Genomic DNA, 18,884 nt, shown 5'->3' on the forward strand with positions numbered 1-18,884 from the left:
TAGGACCTGCGGGGCGCCGAAACTACCCGGTTAGCTTTCGAAAGAAAGCGAACTAAGGGGATGACCGGTGCTGGATTACGGGGTGCTACCGCCGGAGATCAACTCGGCGCGGATGTACGCCGGACCCGGACCGGGGTCGCTGCTGGCGGCCGCTACGGCCTGGCAGCAGACGGCGGGGGAGGTGAACTCCGCTGCGGCGGCCTACAGTTCGGTGATCTCGGATCTGACCAGTGGACCGTGGGCGGGGCCGTCGGCGTGGGCGATGGCGGCCGCCGCCAGCCCGTACGTAACGTGGCTCAGCGCGACCGGGGCGCAGGCCGAGCAGACCGGAGCCCAGTTGACGGCGGCGATCGGCGCCTACGAGACCGCCTACGCCGCAACGGTTCCACCGCCGGTGATCGCCGCAAACCGCAGCCTGCAGGCCATGCTGATCGCGACCAACATCCTGGGCCAGAACAGCGCGGCGATCGCCGCCGCCGAAGCCGCCTACCTGGAGATGTGGGCGCAGGACGCCGCCGCCATGTACGGCTACGCCGCGGCCTCGTCGGTGGCCAGCACGGTTACCCCGTTCACCCAGCCACCGCAGACCACCGACCCGACCCAGTCGACGGCCCCGGCCATCGCGCAGGCCGCGGGCAGCGCCGCCGGTGTCGACACCGAGACGCTGATGTCGGCAGGGCCGCAACTGATCTCGACCACCCCGGCGGCGCTGCAGTCACTGGCGGCGCCGGCAGGTGATGCCTCGGCCGGCGGTTCGGCCTCGGGCCTGTCATCGATGTCGAGTCTGAGCATGCTGGCGATGCCCGCCCGGATGGCGATGATGCCGATGAGCATGCTGATGCGGATGCTGATGATGGGCGGGACCAACGGCGCCAAGGGCGCCACCGCCGGACTCGCCGGTGCCACAAGCGGTGTCGCGGCCGCCGCCCCGGCGCTGGCCGGCACCGCCAGCACGGTAACGCTGACCGGGTTCACCGCGGGCGGGTCGACGGCGACGGCCGGCCTGGGCCGCGCCGCCTCCATCGGCGCCCTGTCGGTGCCGCCGGCCTGGACCGGCATGGGCGTCGGCGCCGGTCCGAGCACGGCGGCCCTGCCGGGCGTCGCTGCCGCTCCCGCCGCCGCGGGGATGGGTCATCCGATCATCCCGCCGATGATGCCGATGGGCGGTGCGGCCGGCCGCGGCGTCGGTGGGTCAGCGAGTTCCTATGACTTCCGCCCCAACCTGATCCCGCGCTCCCCGGCCGCCGGCTGACGCAGCCGGCACCGGCCGGTTGCGGACCTTCAGCGGCCACCAGAACCACCGTCCCAGCAACGCGGCGATCGACGGGGTCAGGAACGACCGCACGATCAGTGTGTCGAACAGCAACCCGAGTCCAATGGTGCTGCCCGCCTGGCCGATCGAGTACAGGTCACTGGCGGCCATCGACATCATCGTGAACGCGAACACCAGACCGGCTGCGGTCACCACCGAACCGGTGCCGCCGATCGAGCGGATGATGCCGGTCTTGATGCCGACCTTGGTGCCCAACCCGATCTCCTCCTGGAAGCGGGACACCAGCAGCAGGTTGTAGTCCGAGCCGACCGCGAGCAGGATGATCACCCCGAACACCGGCGCGATCCAGTTCAACGGCAGCCCGATGATGTGCTGCCACACCAGCACACTCAACCCGAACGCCGCGCTCAGCGACAGCAGCACGGTCCCGACGATCACCGCCGAGGCCACCAGCGCCCGGGTCAGCAGCAGCATCACGATGAAGATCAGCGTCACCGCCGCCGTCCCCACGATCAGGATGTCGTACGTCGAGCCGGCCTGAATGTCGTTGTACACCGCGGCGGTTCCGGTCAGGTAGAACTTCGCGCCGGTCAGCGGGGTGCCCTTCACCGCGTCGTGTGCCGCCGCCAGCAGCGGCTCGACGAACGCGATCCCCTCCGGGGTGGCCGGATCCGCGTCGTAGGTGACGATGAACCGGGCAGCCGTGCCGTCGGGGGACAGGAACAGTTGCAGGCCCTTCTGGAAGTCGGGGTTCTCGAACGCCTCCGGCGGCAGGTAGAAGTAGTCGTCGGACTTCGCCGCGTCGAACGCCTGCCCCATCGCCCCGGCGGTGTCGGTCATCCGCGACATCTGGGTGACCAGACCGGAGAAGCTGGAATGCATCGAAAGCAGGCTGTCTCGCATGGATTTGGCGATCGCGATCATCGGGTCGAACTGCGCGGTCATCTGCGGTAGCAGCGCGTTCATGTCGTTGACGTCGCCGAGCAGCGGCCGCATCTTCTCGCTGAACGTGTCCATGCCGTCGTAGGCGTCGAACACCGACCGGATCGCATCACAGACCGGGATGTTCAGGCAGTGCTGCTCCCAGTAGAAGTAGTTGCGGATCGGCCGGACCACGTCGTCGAAATCAGCGATGTGGTCACGGATCTCGTCGACGGTGGTGGTGATGTCGGCCATGTCGGTCGCCATCGCACCGGTGGTGGTGCCCATCCGGGCGACCAGGTCGCGCAGCCGGGTCATCGACTCGATCGTGCCGCCCAAATCGTCGCTCATCGAGAGCATGTCGGCCAGCCGGTCGTCCATGAACTGCAGGTTCTCCTGGATCGGGACGGCCTGCATGCTGATCTGGAACGGGATCGAGGTGTGGTCGATCGGGCTGCCCAGCGGGCGGGTGATGCTCTGCACCCGCTCGATACCGCGGGTGCGGAACATGTTCTTGGCGATCCGGTCCAGGATGATCATGTCGGCCGGGTTGCGCATGTCGTGATCGGCTTCGACCATCAGGATGTCCGGGTTCATCCGGGCGGCGCTGAAATGCCGTTCGGCGGCGTCGTATCCGACGTTGGACGGCAGGTCCTTGGGGATGTAGTAGCGGTCGTTGAAGCTGATCTTCATCCCGGGCACCGCGAGCATGCCGGCCAGCGTGACGAGCAGGGCGCCGACGAACACCGCTCCGGGCCAGCGGACGTTGGCGGTGCCGATCCGCCGCCAGCCGCGACCCTCCACCCGTTTCGGGTCCAGGGCGGGTGCGGCGACGGCGACGACGGCCGGGGCGACGGTCAGTGCGCCGGCGATCACCACCAGCAGGCCCAGCGCCGACGGGATGCCGAGCGCCTTGAAGTAGGACAGCCGGGCGAAGTGCAGGCACAGCGACGCCCCGGCGATGGTCAGGCCCGACCCCAGGATGACGTGCCAGGTGCCGCGGAACATTGAGTACCAGGCGGTATCCCGGTCCTCACCGTTGTTGCGGGCCTCGTGGTAGCGCCCGATCAGGAAGATCGCGTAGTCGGTGCCGGCGGCGATCGCCAGCGACGACAGCATCGCGACGACGAACGTCGAGAATCCCAGCAGGCCCAGGTTGCCCAGCAGTGCGACAAGTCCACGCGCCGTGCCCATTTCGAAGCCGACCATCACCAGCGCCAGCGCCACCGTCGCCGCCGACCGGTAGACGATCGCCAGCATGATGATGATGACCAGCCCGGTCACGCCCATCATGGTCAGCATGGAGTGGTCGGCGGCCTCGGTCATGTCGGTGGTCAGCGCGGCCTGACCGGTGACGTAGACCTGCAGCCCCGGCGGCGGCGGGTCAGCAGCGACGATCTTGCGGACCGCGTCGACCGATTCGTTGCCCAGCGTGGAGCCTTGGTCGCCGGCGGTGTGGATCTGCGCGTAGGCGGCCTTACCGTCGGTGCTCTGCACCCCGGCGGCGGTGATCGGGTCACCCCACAGGTTCTGAATGTGCTGGATGTGGGTGTGGTCTTCGCTCAGCCGGGCGATCAGGCCGTCGTAGTAGTGGTGCGCCTCGGGGCCGAGCTTCTCCTCGCCCTCCAGCACCAGCATCACCATCGAATCGGAGTCGAATTCCTCGAATTTCGCCCCGATGTGCTTGGCGGCGATCATCGCCGGTGCGTCCTGTGGCGACATCGTCACGGCATGGGTGCGGGCGACGACCTCGATCGGCGGCACCAGCAGGTTCAGCCCGGCAGTGAGCAGCAGCCAGAAGATGATCAGCGGCCAGGCCAGCTTGCGGACCACGCGCATGTAGAGCGGGCGGGGGTTCCCCTCGTGCGCGCTCATGCTGCCTTCACCAGACAGAAGACCTGGGCGTGACGCCCGGTGGCGACGTGTTCGTCCTTGACGACGCCGTTGACCGTGATCCGGCAACCGATCTCATCGCCGTCGCCCTGCGCCACCAGGTTGCCGATGACGGCCGGGCTGGTGGTGGTGATCTCGTGGGTCCACGGCAGCCCGGTGAACCGGGCCTGGTCGGCGAGGGTGTCCCGGTTCAGGAAGCTCACGCCGCCGGCGCTGTCGGCGGGGCCGAACACCTCGTAGGTGATGTGCTTTTCGTTGATCGACTCGATGATCTCGGAGCCGCTGCCGCTCCAGCGGAAGATCTCGTCGGAGCCGAACGCACCGCGCAGGTTGACGACGGCGACACTGCCCGCGATCCCGGCCAGCACCACGACCAGTGGCACCCACGCCCGCTTGAAGATCGCGAACATGCCGATCACCTCCTGCGTCACCCGGCGCCCCTCGCCGGTCATGAATACGATACCCCGTAGGGTATCAAAATATTCCTGGTCGGACGCCCAGGCGGGGTGTGGCGTGGCTAACCGGAGGGGTGTGGTCGCTGGGCCAGGATCGCTTCGCCGAGCCAGCGGCGCAGGAACCGCCGCAGCTCGTCGGGAGAGCGGGCCGGGTCGTTGGGGGCGAGGAAGAACGACAGCATGATCCGCAGAGCGAACTCGACGAGTCCGCGCAGGCTCGACTCGTCGTAGCCGTAGCCGGCCCAGTCGACTTCAAAGCGCTCGATCATCCGCATGCCGAAGGCCTGCGACTCCGCCGAGGTCACCTCACGGCTGTGGTTGTGCGGCGACGATGACAGCATCACGCCCAACTGCGGGCTGCGCGCCACCGCGTCGAGGGTGTAGAGGACGCCCTCGGTGAGCGCGTCGGCCGGGTCGTGGATACCCCGTACATGTTCGGTGAGCCGGTCCAGGAAGCCGTCGACGGAGGCGATGGCCACCGCCCGCATCAGCGCGTCGGCGGTGGGGAAGTAGCGGTAGACGGTCTGCCGGATGACGCCCAAGCTGCCGGCGACGTCGGCCAGTGACACCGCCGACCCGGTCGCGGCGACCAGGTCGACCGCGGCGGCGACGATCCGCTTGGTCGCCTCCTCGTCGCTCTGTGGCGGATCACCGCCCCAGCCGCGCCGGCGCGCCATCAGCGCCCCGCTTGACAACCGACATGCATCGAACAACCATACACTGATACGTCTAGTTGTATGTTGACAAAGCCGAGGTATCTATGACCGATCTGATCGTGCGCAAGCTGCGGTTCGCCTTCGCCGACCACCACGTCCCGTTCCTGTGGAACGAAGCCAACCCGGCGTTCTCGTCGATGGCCAACGCGGTGTCGTTCCTCGCGATCGGTTTCGAGCGGATGATCGTCTCCACGATGGCCGAGGTGATGCCGATGATCACCGACCCCGAGACCGCCGAGGAGGCCGACGCCTTCACCCGCCAGGAGGGTCAGCATTCGATGGCCCACCGCGGGCACGTCAAGGCGTTGATCAAGGCCTATCCGGGGCTCAAGGAGACCCTGAACGAGTGCAACGCCATGTTCGAGAAGCTGGTCGCCGAGACGTCGCTGAACTACCGGCTGGCCTACACCGCCGCGCTGGAGGCGACGTTCACCCCGGTGTTCAAGTTGATGCTCGACCACGACGACACCCTGTTCGCCCCGGGCGATGACCGGGTGGCGTCACTGTTCCTGTGGCACTTCGTCGAAGAGGTCGAACACCGCAGCTCGGCGCTGATCATCTACGACGCCGTGGTGGACAACCCGTGGTATCGGGCGCGGATGGCGCCCTCGGTGTTCAAGCATGTGATGAGCGTGATCAAGGTGGCCTGCGAGGGCTTCAACCGGCACGTGCCGCTGGCCGAACGTCAGGCCGACGCACTGTCGCTGTTCACCACCTACCGGGCCAAGCAGGCCTGGCGCAGCCGGATCCCGTTCGGCTGGCCGGCCAAGGAAGGTCCGGTGTACTACGCGTTCAACGAACTGCCCGCACGCGACATGATCGCCGCGCTGCGCGGCATCGTGCGCTCCCAGCTGCCCAACCACAAGCCGGCGCACGAGCAGATCCCGGCGCTGGCCAACGAATGGTTCGCCCGCTACGACGAGGGCTACGACGTGACCAAGTGGTACACCGCCGGCGACGCGAAGTTGACCGCCGATGTCTGACCTGTGCGCACCCACTTTCGAGCAACTCGCGGGCTCGATGGGCTTCTCCTGCAGTGACATCGGCGGCCTGGTGTCGGTGCGCAGCCCGTTCGCGCTGGCGAACTGGACGCTGCCGGTGCTGGAGCTCACCGTGATCACCGGCGCGGTGCTGGCGCTGGTGTACGCGATCATCCGGTGGCGCCGCCACGGTGACGCCACCAACCTGGCGCTGTGGTTCGGTGCGACCGCCTACCTGTTCATCATCGAACCGCCGCTGTACTTCCCCGGCGCATTCGGGATCGCCGAGCACGTGGACACCATGTTCGCCCACGACCTGTTCACCGTGGACTTCCTGTGGGGACGACTGCCGCTCTACATCGTGGCGATCTACCCGATGATGGCGACGGTCGCCTTCGAACTCGTCCGCATCCTCGGGGTGTTCCGGCGCTACGGCGTTCTCGTCGGCGCGATCTGCGTGGGCTTCGTGCACCATGCGTTCTACGAGATCTTCGATCACCTCGGTCCGCAGCTGCGCTGGTGGGAGTGGTCGGTGGACAACCCGCTGAACCAGCCGATGTTCGCTTCGGTTCCGGTCGGCAGCGTGGTGGTGTTCGCCGCGCTGTGGCCGGTGTCGCTGGCGTTCTTCGTCCAGCTGTTCGTCGGCCGGCACGCCGACCACGGCCGGCGCTTTTCCGGCCTGCAGTTGATCTGGCGGACCGTCGTCATCGGTGTGCTCGCATCGCTGGGCACCGGGATCCTGCCGCTGCCGGCCACCGTCGCCGGCGCCCTGTCGAACGGCCGGCTGACCGGAATCGTCTATTTCGCGGAGCTTTTCGTGATCTTCGCGGTCGCCATTCCGGTGCTGTACCTGCAGCGGCGTCGCCTGGGCAACAACCTGTTCGCCACCGGGCGCTACGACAATCCGCTGATCGTCCGCTACGCCGCCGGGTATCTGACGGTATTCACGGTGCTGTGGTTCACGGCGCTTCCGGCGTACCTCGGCGCCCATGACGGCGTCACCGCCGGTGGCGACCCGATCGGCAGCCTCTGGTACACGATCCTGTGCTTCACGATCGGGTATCTCTGCGTCGCGTCGGCTGCGACCGTCCCGCCGATCCTGCCGGACGCTGCTGCGCCCGCGGACGCGCCGCTCGCCGACGTGGCGTCGTAGCCGCTTGGGGCTGCGCTACTTGGGTGCGACGAGTTCCAGTGCGATGTTGTCCGGGTCGCGGAACTCCAGGATGTACATCGCGCCGATGTCCTTGACCGGCTCGTGCGGTACCCCGAGCGCGTCCAGGTGGGATGCCGCTGAGTCCAGGTCGCTCTTGCCGGCGACGTTGAGCGCAAGGTGGTCCAGGCCGACCCGGTTCTCGTCGAACGCGTCGGTCGCAACCGGGCGCAGCCCGATCAGCTGGTCGCCGACCGCGTAGATGACGCCGCCGTAGAGGAAGTCGAACTGGCGGCGGGTGGCCTCGTCGGCGTCGTCAGGGACCTGGATGGCGACCGGCCAGCCGAACACGCTGTCGTAGAAGCGGCGGGATCGGTCGATGTCGGTGACGGTAAGGCGGACATGTGAAATCGATTTTGCGGCAACGGTCATAGGAGAAAAACTACCGCGCTGAACGTTGCTGGGGAAGGCGGTTTCCGGCCGGCCGTGCCGTACCGTCGCAAGGGTGCGGTGGATCGTCGACGCGATGAACGTGATCGGCTCACGTCCGGACGGTTGGTGGAAGGACCGCCACGGCGCGATCATGCGCCTGATCGACGATCTGGAGCGCTGGGCGGCGGCGGGGGAGCAGCGGGTGACCGTAGTTCTGGAGCAGCCGCCGGCACAGCCGCTGCCGACGGTGACGGTGGAGATCGCGGCGGCACCCCGGGCCGCGGCGAACTCCGCCGACGACGAGATCGTGCGCCTTGTGTACGCCGACACCAGCCCACAGGACGTCACCGTGGTGACCTCGGATGCCACACTGGCCGAACGGGTCCGCATCGCCGGTGCGTCCGTCTATTCAGCCGGCGGATTCCGCAGACTCATCGACGCGCAGACAGGGGAGCAGTCGTGATCACACCGCCACAACCGAGTTCGTTCCCGGAACGTGGCGCCGGCGGCGTCGGTGTCGCGGCCCCACCCCCGCGCGACGATCCGTTCTACCGCTACGACGGCAGCACCCCGCTGGCCGACATCACCCCGGGCACCGTGCTGAAGACACGCAGCTTCCGCTACCACATCTTCGGGTTCCCGACGCTGCTCAAAACCACCCAACTGCTGTACCGGTCGACGACTCAGCTCAGCCGGCCAGCCGTCAACGTCACGTCGATCATCGAACCGCCGATCCGGTTCGACAAGCGCAGGGTGGTCTCGTATCAGTCCGCCTATGACTCGCTGAACCCCAATGACGAGCCGTCGTACGCGATCTCGGGCGGGCTGCGGCTCGGCGGGCTGATCCCCAATGTGGAGGTGGCGGTGTTCGGGGCGTTCCTCGCGGCCGGCGCCACCATCGTCGTCCCAGACACCGAGGGGCAGCAGGCGGCGTTCGCCGCCGGCCCCGAGTACGGCATGTACACCCTGGATTCGCTTCGCGCAGCACTGAACTCATCGGCGATCCCCGCCGATGCCAAGATCGCACTGCTGGGCTACTCCGGTGGGGCGCTGGCCACCGAGTGGGCCGCCGAACTGGCGCCGACCTACGCACCGGAGGTCGATGAGCGGTTGCTCTGCGCGGCGATGGGCGGCGTGCTCGTCGACCCGGCGCACAACCTGCACTACATCGAGGGCACCCCGTTCTGGTCCGGGGTGCTGCCGATGGCGCTGGTCGGGATCGCCCGGGCCTTCGAGATCGACCTGAGCCCGTATCTGACGCCGTCGGGGAAGAAGATCTTCGGCGAGATGCAGACGGCGTCGATCATCAACGTGCTCGGCCAATACCCCGGGCTCAAGTGGAGCGATCTGGTCAGCCCTGACTATCCGACCCCGGAGAGCCTGCCGGTCTACGTCCGCAGCGCCAACCAGTTGATCATGGGAACCGGTGGCACACCGACGATCCCACTGTTCATCGGCCAGGGCGCCAACGGGGATCTGGAGTTGACGCCGGGGAACAAGCCGGGCATCGGTCCGGGCGACGGGGTGATGATCGCCGGTGACGTGCGCACCCTGGCTCGCGAATACTGCTCCCGCGGTGTATCGGTGCACTACGAGCAGTACGACGCGCTGAGCCACATCTGGAGCGTTCCGGTCTGGCTACCCGAGGCGATCGGCTGGATCCACCGCCGGTACGCGGGCCTGCCGGCCACCGGCAACTGCGCGTCGATCAAGCCGGGCAACCCGCTCGACCCGATCCCGCAGCCGTAGCGCTCAGTTCGGCTGCGTCACTGCGGCTGCCGCAGCCCCGGCACGCCGGCCGGCGAAGACGCAGTCCGAGATCGACAGCCCACTGACATAGGACCGCGAGCAGATCCCGAGTGCGGTGCGTCCCGCGCCGTACAGGCCGGGAATCGGCGCGCCGTCGGAGTCGAGCACCGCCCCGGTGTCCTGGGCAACCTTGACACCACCCAGGGTGAGCATCGGCGTCGGGTAGAGCACGTTCGGTTTCACTGAGATGTCCATCAGCGTGAACGGCGCCGTGTCGATCCGGTGCCGCAACTCCGCGGGCTTGCCGACGGGATCGGCTGTGCCGGAGTCGATTGCATCGTTGTGCGCTTTGACGGTAGCCGCTAGTCCGATCGGGTCGATGCCGGCTTTACGGGCGGCTTCCTCCAGGGTCTGTCCGCGTTTGGCGCCGGCGAACATCAGTGCCGCGGCCTGGGCACGCTGGAACCACAGCGTCTGGGTGAACAACTGCGCCCTTGCCTGCGACATCAGCGTAGCGTCGACCAGCATCCAGCCCTTGCCGCCGTGGTTCTTCACCATCGCCTGCCCCAGCGCTGCGCCGTAACGGCTCTCGTCGAGGACCCGTTGCCCGTGATCGTCGACAACCAGCGAGGAGATGAACGCACTCGGCGGGGTGATGAACCGCCACACCGAGACGTCGTCCATGTGATCGGTCACCGCACCGACACTCTCGGCCAGCGCGATGCCGCTGCCGTCGTCGCCGCTGGTGCCCAGTGGCAACCCGTGGGTGAACTCCGGCGCGTACCGCTCCCGCCACTGTGGGTTCGCGAAAAAACCGCCGGCGCAGACGATCACGCCGCGGCGGGCCATGATCCGTATCGGTGTGGCGTAGCGCTTCTCCAGCTTCGCGATCCGCCGGTCCATCACCTTGCGCAGCGGTGGGTAGTACACGCCGGGCTTCACCGAGATCGCGGTCAGCGCGGCGTAACGGCGCTGCACCGATCGCGGCGCCTGCGCCATCGTCATCGCCTCGACGCCGGTCACCCGCCCGTCGTCGTCCTGCAGCAGCTTGGTGACGGTGGTGTGCGGGCGGAACTGCGTGCCGAGTTGCTGCGCCGAGTTAGCCAGCGGGGCGTAGATCTTCTTGCCGGAGGTACCCCGGCCCTTGGCCCGGTGCCCGCGTTGCACCGGCGGGGTGTGCGCGCGGAACGCCCCGGCGTTCTCACTGCCGGAGAAGTACAGGTAGTAGCGGTTGTTCGGATACGACGTCTTGTACGGGCACAGCGACGAGTCGAACGGCACGCCGTGCTTGGTCAGCCAGTCGATCATCTCCGGGCTGCCATCCACGAAGCGCTTCAGTGTCTCGGGATCGGTGGTCGCGCCGACCTCCAGACGCAGGTACTCCAGCATCTGCGCAGGGGTGTCGGAGACACCGGCGCTCCGCTGCACGCTGGTGCCGCCGCCCGCGTAGATGATGCCGCCGGAGATCGCGGTGGCACCGCCGCCGTTGCCGCGGTCCAGGGCGATCACCTCCGCGCCGGCTTCCCGGGCGGTGATGGCCGCGGTGGTGCCCGCGGCGCCGAACCCCACGATGACGATGTCGGTGGTCTCGGTGCTGATGTCCGGAGTCTGCCCAATCACGCGTCTGTCCTCCCGGTGAGCTGGCTGGCGGGGGAGAATGTAACACGTTCTAGTTTTGTCGCAGCGGCCGTTGCCGACCACCTGCTCTCGACGACGGACGTCCGGCTTGGCAGACTGTGGCCATGGCGCAGATAACGTTGCATGGAAACCCGATCAACACCGCTGGCGAGCTGCCGGCCGTCGGCTCGAAGGCACCCGCCTTCAGCCTGACCGGCACCGACCTCAGCGCGGTCGACAGTGGTCAGTTCGCCGGTAAGCCGGTGCTGCTGAACATCTTCCCGTCGATCGACACCCCGGTCTGCGCTACCAGCGTGCGGACCTTCAACGAGCGGGCCGCGGCGGCCGGCGGTGCCGTGCTGTGCGTCTCCAACGACCTGCCGTTCGCGCAGAAGCGGTTCTGCGGCGCCGAGGGCATCGAGAACGTCAGCAGCGCTTCGGGCTTCCGGGACAGCTTCGGCAAGGACTACGGCATCACGATCACCGACGGTCCGCTGGCCGGCCTGCTGGGCCGGGCCATCGTGGTCATCGGCGCCGACGGCAACGTCGCCTACACCGAACTGGTGCCGGAGATCGGCCAGGAGCCCAACTACGACGCGGCGCTCGCGGCACTGACCGCCTGAACCTCGTCCTCAACAGAACTGAGCCCGCCCGGCACCCCGCGCATCGGGGTGCCGGGCGGCACTATCTCATAGCTCGGTCGGGGGTCAGCGCGACGCGCTGAGCACCTTGATCGAGAAGACCAGGGTGTCGCCGGGTCGGATACCCGCGGCCGGCTGGCCGTCGGGGTAGCCGTCGGCGGAGGTCATCGCCACCGCGACCGTGGACCCGACCTTCTGTCCGGCGATCGCCTTCTGGAAGCCCGGGACCACACCGGTGAGCGGGAAGTCGACCGGGGCGCCGCGCTCGTAGCTGCTGTCGAACACCGATCCGTCGCGCCCGTTGACGCCCATGTAGCAGACCGACACCGACGCGTTGTCGGCGACGACGGGTCCGTCCCCGGCGCGCAGCGTGTGCACCTGGGTCTCCTTGACGCTGAACGGGGTGCCCACGATGATCTCCGGCGCGGTGGTGTCGGTGGAGCCGATCACCGAGAGGGTGCCGGTCGCGCCGGCCAGTGTCCACTCCGGGGCACCGCCCTTCGGCGGCGCGGTCATCGGGCACCCGGTCGCGGCCGGAGCCTTGGGCGGCAGGAACACATCGGCGATCGAGGACGTCGTCGCCGATGAGGTGTCGCTGCTGGTGCCGCACGCCACCAGGGTCAGGGCACAGGCCACGAACGTTGCGGAGGCGAGGATACGAGTGGGCTTCACGGCCGCCACGCTACCGCGCCACTACATTTGCCCCATGATCGGCACAGCGGCGTCACCTGGGGTGGCAGCGGGGGAGTCGAGGTGACCGGCTACCACCCGGACATCCTGGCGCCCGGTCTCGACGTGGTGTTCTGCGGCCTGAACCCGGCCACCACCGCCGTCGCCGACGGCCACAACTTCTCCAGCCGCAGCAACCGTTTCTGGCGGGCGCTGCACGGCGCCGGTTTCACCGACGTCTGCCTGCAGCCGTGCGACGAGCGGCGCCTACTCGAGTACGGCTGCGGTATCACCACCGTGGTCGAGCGGGCCACCCGCAAAGCCGACGACGTCTCGACCGACGAATTCCGTTCCGCACGACCCGGTTTCGAGGCGAAGATCCGGAAGTACCGGCCGCGTGCGATCGGGTTCCTCGGCAAGCGTGCGCTGACGGCCATGCTGGGCAGGTCGGACATCGACTGGGGTCGGTACCCGGGCGGGTTCGCAGGCACCGAAGCATGGGTGCTACCTAACCCCAGTGGGCTCAACCGGAACTTCACCCTCGATGCGCTGATCGGCGCGTACGCCGAACTGCGGGTTGCGTTGGACGGCGCATAAATCCGGTCGGAAAGCCTTGTCGACAACGACCGTTCTCAATTATTGTCTATATGCACCCTGATATCGCACTTAAAGCGAGGTAGGCAAATGCAAACTACCCTTGATTGCTACGTGACCATCGGCGCGCTTCTCATCGGTACCGGCATCGTCACCATCGCACCGATGGCGCCGCCCGCAATGCGAAGCCACATGCACGCGGTGCAGCTCACCGGGGTCACCGCCGATTCGCCGCTGGGCAATGGTGTCGCCTTCGTCATCGGCGGTAGCGGAACGCCGGTACCGTCGCAGGCCTACGTGGACGCCGCCAACACCCTGTATTTGGCGCCGCGCGGTTTCACCGGCGATGCGCAGGCGTTCTTCACCCCCGAGGGACTGCAGCCGACCACCGGGGTCAAGACGCTGCCGTTCGACACATCCGAGGCGCAGGGACAGCAGATTCTGGACGAATCGATCCTGCGCCAGATCACGGGCGGCGGTGTCAGCGCCGAGAACCCGATCGTGGTGTGGGGGTGGTCGCAGAGTTCGGTGATCTCGTCGCTGCTGATGCCGGAGTTGAAAGCCCAGGGTGTGCCCGTCGACGACGTGCACTTCGTGTTGGTCGGCAACGAAAGCAGCCCCAACGGCGGGGCACTGGAAAGTTTCAACATTCCCGTCGACGGCCAGCACATCACCGTTCCCAGCCTGGGCATCACATTCAGTGGCGCGATGCCGTCGGATCTCTACCCGACCGACAATTACACGATCGAATACGACGGTTTCGCCGACTTCCCGAAGTACAGCACCAACCTGCTGTCCGACCTCAACGCGATCTTCGGCATCGTCTTCGCGCACAGCCAGTACCAGAATCTCACGGCGGACCAACTCACGACGCAGGCCGACGGCGGTCAGGCGATTCAACTGCCGACGTCGGTGGCCGACACCATGGCCAACTACTACATGATCCCGAACGCGGAACTGCCACTGCTGCAACCCCTTCAGGCGATTCCGGTGATCGGGCAACCGCTCTATGATCTGCTCGAACCCGATACGCGAATCCTGGTGAACCTCGGTTACGGCAGCATCACCGAGGGCTGGAATCAGGGCGACGCCGACGTGCCCACCACGATCGCCGGCGGGTTGCCGCCGAATATCAGCGCGACGGATCTGGCGACCGCGCTGGGCAACGGCCTGCAAAAGGGCATCACCGATGCGGTCGCGCAACTGCAGGACCCGGACAACTACCAGGTGACCCCGGACAGCACCGATCCGACGGCCGCCGCCCCGTCGTTCCTGGATCTGGTCAACGACTTCAGCGGCAGCCTCTCGAAGCTGTACGCGACGCTGCTGCCCGACGCCGATACCGCGAACGCGCTACTGGTCACGCTCCCAGCCACTCTCGGCACCTACATCACCGAACAGGCCGCGGACGGCAACCTGATGGGCGGCATCAGCGAGGCGGTCGCCGCCGCCACGGCACTGGTTCCATTCGCGTTCTTCTACGGGGTAGCAGCACCGTTGGCCGGGGCGCTGGATCTGCCCCTGTGAGTCACCGCTGCCGCGCCTGCCACTTGTCGAGGACCCGGCGGTCGCGTTTCGTGGGCCGGCCGGCGCCGCGATCCCGGGCGGCTACCGCAGCCGCCGGGTGCGTCGTCGGCGCAGGCGTCCGATCCAGGTAGCAGGTCACCGCGTCCGCGGCGCCGACCCGCTTCTGGATGACCCGGACCACCTCCACGATCCGGGTCCGGTCGCCGACCCGGGCGGTGACGACGTCACCGGGGGAGACGGTGGTGGCGGGTTTGGCGGGCCGGTCGTTGACCCGCACATGACCGCCCCGGCACGCCGCGGCCGCGTCCGGCCGGGTCTTGGTGACCCGCACCGCCCACAACCACCGGTCCACCCGCGTCGACTCCACCGCGCCTCCGTTTTCCGCCAGCCTACCGACGGGGTCAGTGTGCGCCGTCGTCGTCCGCCAGGTCGGCACGCTGTTCGGCGGTGAACCCGAACATCACCGCGGCGGGATTGGCGATCTTGGCGTTGCGGTAGCCGCGGATGTTGGCCGACGTCATCGCCATCGCCTCGCGTGCCTTGCCCCGCGCGTAGGTGACGGCCTGCCCGTCCTTCACCCCCAGGCCCTTGCCGACCTCGACGGCATCCTGGTCGGCGCCCATGTAGAGGAACTCCCATCCGCTGTTGGTCTGCTGCTCGACCAGGGCTTTGATGTCAGCCCGACGCCATTCGCGGCTGGCGTTCTCCAGCCCGTCGGTCATGATCGCCACGACGACGGTGCCCGGCCGCTCGGCCTCGGGCAGTGCGTCGATCTCCGCGGCGGTGTCGGTGATCAGTTTGCCCATCGAGTCCAGCAGCGCGGTGCTGCCCCGCGGCTGCAGTTGCAGTGGCGGCACCTGGTCGAGGGGACGGTCCCGGTAGACGACCTCGTACTGGTTGTCGAACTGCGCCAACGTGACCGTGCACAGCCCCTCGCCGGCGCGCTGCTCGGTCAGGAATGCGTCGAATCCGCCGATGACGTCGGACTTGATCGACTGCATCGAGCCGGAGCGGTCGAGCAGGAAGGCCAGTCGGGTGATGTTCGGGTTTGACATGAGCGGCCCTTTCCAGATCGCTAGGAGGGGTTGGTTTTCCGGCGCGGCTTGAACCGCATCGGTTCGGGGGGTGCTGCGGGCGGCAGCGGATTGCGGGCGTGCTTGTCCTGGCGGGCGCGTTTGACGTCTTCGGCACTGACGCGGCCCGCGGTGGTCGCATAGGGGGCCAGCCGGGCGGTGGTGGCCAGGCGTGGCCCGACCGCGTTCTCGGTGAGACCGGCGTGTTTGCCGGCCGCTGCGATCGACAGTTCGTCGTCGACGACGGCGCCGGCCAGCTTCTCGTCGAGCAGGCGGCCGACCTCCATCAGAACGGACCGAAGGTGTTGCAGCGCTTCGGCTGCGGTGCCGGCCGACTCCGCATGGTTGAGGTGTGCGTGGATCAGCTGGTAGGGATTGGACATGCGATAGTTTACCGCACAAACTGCGGATGCCGCAATAACTGCGGATCGAACGGTTTCGCGACGGTCTCGATTGCGCAAAGGTACGGCCGTCCGCCGGCGGCGAGAGTGCCGCTATCGCCGATCCGGCCTTAGCGTTGGGTTCATGACCGGACTGGGCAAGCGGTGGCGCGTGGCGTTTCACGTCGCGCTGTCCGTGCTGTTGGTCGCCGTCCTGGGGCCCGCGGTCACCCCGACGGCCCACGCGGCGGCGGTCCGGGCGACGCTGACGGTGAACTCGACGTGGCAGACCGGCTTCATCGCTCGCTTCGTCATCACCAACTCGAGCGCGGTGCCGCTGAGCGACTGGGTGCTGGAGTTCGATCTGCCGGTGGGGGACTCGGTTTCGCACACCTGGAACAGCACGCTGCGGCAATCCGGTACGCACTACGTCCTGACGCCGGCGAACTGGAATCGGATCATCGCGCCCGGTGGCAGTGCGACCGGCGGGATGCGCGGCGTCCTGAGCGGGTCGTTTACGCCACCGTTGAACTGCATGCTCAACCGGCAGTATCTCTGCGGGTAGCACCGACAGCCGGTCGGCCACGAGCCGGCTATTAAACGCCCGGCGGCTGTCGCGTCGGTCGATATTCTCAACAACGGCCCGGGCGGCTTGGTGATGGCCGTCCCGATCACCACCATCGGTTACGGCCTACGTAGCCATGTTCCACTTGAGTCGGCGAGCAGCGGGCTGGACCACACGTCCTGCACTCGCTTCGATCAGTTGCGAGCCGCCTCCGTCGAATGGTTGTCGTCTCGACAGGGTGCGTCACCATGCGAGCAGGGAAAGCAATTGCCGCACTGAGGGAATGGAGCAGCCCCGGCCGTTTGCTCAGCCATTCACTCCAATGGCCCGGGCGTGAAGGTGACGTCGACTCCGCCTACGGTCATCGTCACCTGACCCTCGATCACCATCACCTGCGCCGAGATCCGCCGATCGACAGTCTGGGCCAGTTGCTGCACCGGTCCATGCGGTATCTGCACCACCGACAGGTTCGACAGGCCCGCCACTTTGGGGCCGACGGTGCGCCACCAGGTGGCCACACCGGCGGCGAACGGGAACAGCAGCACTTGATCGGCCTGGCTCGCCGCCTTGCCAATAGCGCGTTCGTCGGGCTGGCCGACGTTGATCCACTCCAGGGTCCGGCCGGTGTAGTCGGTGAGCCGCAGGTCCGGTACGCCGGGGGCGGACAGGCCCGGCCCGAACGCCAACTCACCGTCGACGTCGCCGAGCCGGTGTGCACGCAGCCCAAACGCCAACAACCGCACCACCATCCGCTCATCGGTCTCACTGGGATGACGGGCCACGGTCAGCGTGTGATCGGCGTAGTAACCGTGATCGACATCGGAGACGCCGAGTTCGACTTTGAATACTGTTGCGGAAAGGGCCACGTCATAGTGTCCACCCAGGCGGTGTCGGTCGAGCAGGCGGGCCGCTTTGCGTGGGTAGGGCTGAGCACTCCGCAGCGAGAACGCAACTATGCTGGCAGCATCGACCTACGAAACAAACTGGGCAGCAGCGGAATACGGTGTAGCCTACCGGAAGCCCGCCATATTCGATTCCGTCGTATTCCGTGCCCGGGCGACTCCGGCAGATCGCCACGACGCCTCGATGCAGTACCTCGGAGTCGTACTACCCACCGCAGACGAGCAAGGGGCCGGGAGCGCCCTCCGAGTCCGCCGTCCCGATTCTGAGCGCCTGCAGTCTCTAGCCAAGGCTCGTCAATCCGCCGTCATCGACGTCGTTCACGCAGCGATCGATGCCTTGGAACGGCAAGAATTCCTGCGGGGGCTCAACGGGGACTACCAGCGCTTGCGTAGCGACCCCGAACTGTGGGAGCGCTATCTGACCGAGCGTCGCGAGTGGGACGCGCTGGCGTGATTTGGCGAGGGTAGGTCTACTGCGTCGACATCGGCCAGCCGGCCGGATGCGAACCGGCCTTCCGTCGCCCAGCGGTGGTGATGTCGGTCGACGTTCTCAACAACGGACCGGGTGGTCTGGTAGTCGTCGTCCCGATCACGACCGCTGGCTACGGCCTGCGAAGCCATGTCGAACTGGAGCCCGAGGCCGGCGGGCTGGACCACACCTCGTACGCGCGCTGCGACCAACTGCGAGTCGTCTCGGTCGAACGACTGTCATCTCGTCAAGGGAATGATCGGCTCAGATCAGAAGCAGGCCATCGACCAAGCCCTGCGCTTCGGCCTAGATCTGTAATGCCCAGGAGCGCAGGGCAATACGGCGAGCTTTACCGGAAATCCGCCATATTCGGTCCGGTTGCATTCCTCCCGGCGCGGATGGGGCGATCTGGGTACGACGCGGGAGCCGATGCACCGCGCTCGACGTCCGAACACATTCCGAATAGTCTGGTGGCATGACCACGGCAGCCTTCCGTACCACCACGCGCCGCTCCTCAGACCTGAGCAAGCACTCGGCCGAGGTGTTCGCCGAGGCTGAAAACCACCCGGTGACGGTCACTCGGCGCGACGGCGAGGCGCTCGTGCTCATGTCGCAGCGCGAGGCGGAGAGCCGCAACCACATGCTCCAATTCGCCGCACAGCTCATCGGCGTGGCGGTGGACGACACCGGTCCGCTCCCAGAGCGGATGCCCAAGGCCTTCCCGTGGATGCTTGCCCTGTCACCCGGGGACCGGGCCAGCTGCGCCCAGGACCTCGTCGACGCCGCGCGAGCGTCGTTCTCCACCGGCCAGCCGTATCTGGTGCTCGCGGAACTGACCTCATGGCAGGAGACTGCGACCGCCATCGCCGCCGGTCTCG

At 67.4% G+C, this 18,884-nt stretch carries 22 protein-coding genes and 1 pseudogene; 13 read left to right on the plus strand and 10 right to left on the minus strand.

Annotated elements, in window-relative coordinates:
* Window positions 1-67: 67 nt before the first annotated feature.
* Window positions 68-1,252: a PPE family protein gene (locus KIH27_RS16890; protein ID WP_307856912.1), complete on the plus strand. Its 1,185-nt coding sequence runs from the start codon at window positions 68-70 to the stop codon at window positions 1,250-1,252.
* Here KIH27_RS16890 and KIH27_RS16895 read toward each other — a convergent pair.
* The 3 genes from KIH27_RS16895 to KIH27_RS16905 form a co-directional block, all read right to left on the minus strand.
* A complete protein-coding gene (locus KIH27_RS16895) occupies window positions 1,193-4,069 on the minus strand; it encodes an MMPL/RND family transporter (protein WP_214094123.1) in 2,877 nt (958 codons plus the stop codon). The two genes, KIH27_RS16890 and KIH27_RS16895, sit on opposite strands and share 60 nt — an antisense overlap.
* On the minus strand, window positions 4,066-4,497 hold the full coding sequence (locus KIH27_RS16900; RefSeq protein WP_214094143.1) for an MmpS family transport accessory protein: 432 nt from the start codon (window positions 4,495-4,497) through the stop codon (window positions 4,066-4,068). Before KIH27_RS16900 ends, KIH27_RS16895 begins: the two co-directional genes overlap by 4 nt.
* Window positions 4,498-4,604: 107 nt before the next feature.
* Window positions 4,605-5,219: a TetR/AcrR family transcriptional regulator gene (locus KIH27_RS16905; protein WP_214094124.1), complete on the minus strand. Its 615-nt coding sequence runs from the start codon at window positions 5,217-5,219 to the stop codon at window positions 4,605-4,607.
* Between the two features lie 83 nt (window positions 5,220-5,302).
* Here KIH27_RS16905 and KIH27_RS16910 point away from each other — a divergent pair, with 83 nt between their 5' ends.
* Window positions 5,303-6,241, plus strand: a complete 939-nt coding sequence (locus tag KIH27_RS16910) for a metal-dependent hydrolase (protein ID WP_214094125.1) — start codon at window positions 5,303-5,305, stop codon at window positions 6,239-6,241.
* Window positions 6,234-7,391, plus strand: coding sequence for a hypothetical protein (locus KIH27_RS16915; RefSeq protein WP_214094126.1), 1,158 nt, complete (start codon window positions 6,234-6,236; stop codon window positions 7,389-7,391). The genes KIH27_RS16910 and KIH27_RS16915 overlap by 8 nt, the downstream gene beginning before the upstream one ends.
* Before the next feature lie 15 nt (window positions 7,392-7,406).
* On the opposite strand, the gene KIH27_RS16920 is transcribed toward KIH27_RS16915, so the two are convergent.
* The gene (locus KIH27_RS16920; RefSeq protein ID WP_214094127.1) at window positions 7,407-7,820 is read right to left on the minus strand and encodes a VOC family protein; all 414 of its coding nucleotides are present in this window, start codon (window positions 7,818-7,820) and stop codon (window positions 7,407-7,409) included.
* Window positions 7,821-7,893: 73 nt separating this feature from the next.
* Between KIH27_RS16920 and KIH27_RS16925 the strand changes: the two genes are divergently transcribed.
* Window positions 7,894-8,283, plus strand: a complete 390-nt coding sequence (locus tag KIH27_RS16925) for an NYN domain-containing protein (RefSeq protein ID WP_214094128.1) — start codon at window positions 7,894-7,896, stop codon at window positions 8,281-8,283.
* The gene (locus KIH27_RS16930) at window positions 8,280-9,569 is read left to right on the plus strand and encodes a lipase family protein (protein ID WP_307856913.1); all 1,290 of its coding nucleotides are present in this window, start codon (window positions 8,280-8,282) and stop codon (window positions 9,567-9,569) included. The genes KIH27_RS16925 and KIH27_RS16930 overlap by 4 nt, the downstream gene beginning before the upstream one ends.
* Before the next feature lie 3 nt (window positions 9,570-9,572).
* Here the strand turns inward: KIH27_RS16930 and KIH27_RS16935 are convergent, their stop codons facing one another.
* The gene (locus KIH27_RS16935; protein WP_307856914.1) at window positions 9,573-11,189 is read right to left on the minus strand and encodes an FAD-binding protein; all 1,617 of its coding nucleotides are present in this window, start codon (window positions 11,187-11,189) and stop codon (window positions 9,573-9,575) included.
* Window positions 11,190-11,311: 122 nt separating this feature from the next.
* Here KIH27_RS16935 and tpx point away from each other — a divergent pair, with 122 nt between their 5' ends.
* Window positions 11,312-11,809 (plus strand): thiol peroxidase, encoded by a 498-nt coding sequence (tpx, locus tag KIH27_RS16940; RefSeq protein ID WP_214094129.1) that lies wholly within the window; start codon window positions 11,312-11,314, stop codon window positions 11,807-11,809.
* An 84-nt stretch (window positions 11,810-11,893) separates the two neighbouring features.
* Here tpx and KIH27_RS16945 read toward each other — a convergent pair whose 3' ends face one another.
* A complete protein-coding gene (locus tag KIH27_RS16945; protein ID WP_372451407.1) occupies window positions 11,894-12,508 on the minus strand; it encodes an FKBP-type peptidyl-prolyl cis-trans isomerase in 615 nt (204 codons plus the stop codon).
* A 72-nt stretch (window positions 12,509-12,580) separates the two neighbouring features.
* On the opposite strand from KIH27_RS16945, the gene mug reads away from it, so the two are divergent.
* Complete coding sequence (mug, locus tag KIH27_RS16950; RefSeq protein ID WP_214094130.1) at window positions 12,581-13,093, plus strand: G/U mismatch-specific DNA glycosylase; 513 nt, start codon at window positions 12,581-12,583, stop codon at window positions 13,091-13,093.
* 111 nt (window positions 13,094-13,204) lie between these two features.
* Window positions 13,205-14,617 (plus strand): PE-PPE domain-containing protein, encoded by a 1,413-nt coding sequence (locus tag KIH27_RS16955; RefSeq protein WP_214094131.1) that lies wholly within the window; start codon window positions 13,205-13,207, stop codon window positions 14,615-14,617.
* A 1-nt stretch (window position 14,618) separates the two neighbouring features.
* On the opposite strand, the gene KIH27_RS16960 is transcribed toward KIH27_RS16955, so the two are convergent.
* Genes KIH27_RS16960 through KIH27_RS16970 form a run of 3 tightly spaced genes read right to left on the minus strand, consistent with a single transcriptional unit; the run spans window position 14,619 to window position 16,073 of the window.
* Window positions 14,619-14,984: an RNA-binding S4 domain-containing protein gene (locus KIH27_RS16960; RefSeq protein ID WP_214094132.1), complete on the minus strand. Its 366-nt coding sequence runs from the start codon at window positions 14,982-14,984 to the stop codon at window positions 14,619-14,621.
* A gap of 34 nt (window positions 14,985-15,018) precedes the next feature.
* Entirely contained in the window at window positions 15,019-15,672 is a 654-nt protein-coding gene (locus KIH27_RS16965) for a vWA domain-containing protein (RefSeq protein ID WP_214094133.1), read from the minus strand.
* Between the two features lie 20 nt (window positions 15,673-15,692).
* Window positions 15,693-16,073: a hypothetical protein gene (locus KIH27_RS16970; protein ID WP_214094134.1), complete on the minus strand. Its 381-nt coding sequence runs from the start codon at window positions 16,071-16,073 to the stop codon at window positions 15,693-15,695.
* 142 nt (window positions 16,074-16,215) lie between these two features.
* Between KIH27_RS16970 and KIH27_RS16975 the strand changes: the two genes are divergently transcribed.
* Together KIH27_RS16975 and KIH27_RS16980 are read left to right on the plus strand one after the other, a co-directional pair.
* Complete coding sequence (locus tag KIH27_RS16975) at window positions 16,216-16,635, plus strand: cellulose-binding domain-containing protein (protein WP_214094135.1); 420 nt, start codon at window positions 16,216-16,218, stop codon at window positions 16,633-16,635.
* 21 nt (window positions 16,636-16,656) lie between these two features.
* Window positions 16,657-16,914, plus strand: a pseudogene (locus tag KIH27_RS16980) (type II toxin-antitoxin system PemK/MazF family toxin); the annotation flags it as partial.
* 35 nt (window positions 16,915-16,949) lie between these two features.
* Here the strand turns inward: KIH27_RS16980 and KIH27_RS16985 are convergent.
* A complete protein-coding gene (locus tag KIH27_RS16985; RefSeq protein ID WP_214094136.1) occupies window positions 16,950-17,501 on the minus strand; it encodes a YaeQ family protein in 552 nt (183 codons plus the stop codon).
* 88 nt (window positions 17,502-17,589) lie between these two features.
* Between KIH27_RS16985 and KIH27_RS16990 the strand changes: the two genes are divergently transcribed.
* The 3 genes from KIH27_RS16990 to KIH27_RS17000 all read left to right on the plus strand — a co-directional run.
* Window positions 17,590-17,991 carry a hypothetical protein gene (locus KIH27_RS16990; RefSeq protein WP_250150280.1) on the plus strand — a complete coding sequence of 134 codons (402 nt, stop codon included), beginning with the start codon at window positions 17,590-17,592 and terminating at the stop codon, window positions 17,989-17,991.
* A 74-nt stretch (window positions 17,992-18,065) separates the two neighbouring features.
* A complete protein-coding gene (locus KIH27_RS22660; RefSeq protein WP_307856916.1) occupies window positions 18,066-18,485 on the plus strand; it encodes a type II toxin-antitoxin system PemK/MazF family toxin in 420 nt (139 codons plus the stop codon).
* Window positions 18,482-18,884, plus strand: a 403-nt coding sequence (locus KIH27_RS17000) for a type II toxin-antitoxin system Phd/YefM family antitoxin (RefSeq protein WP_214094137.1), incomplete at its 3' end; no start/stop codon positions are given. The genes KIH27_RS22660 and KIH27_RS17000, both read left to right, overlap by 4 nt.

The organism is Mycolicibacter acidiphilus (genome assembly GCF_018455725.1).
Lineage (GTDB): Bacteria > Actinomycetota > Actinomycetes > Mycobacteriales > Mycobacteriaceae > Mycobacterium > Mycobacterium acidiphilum.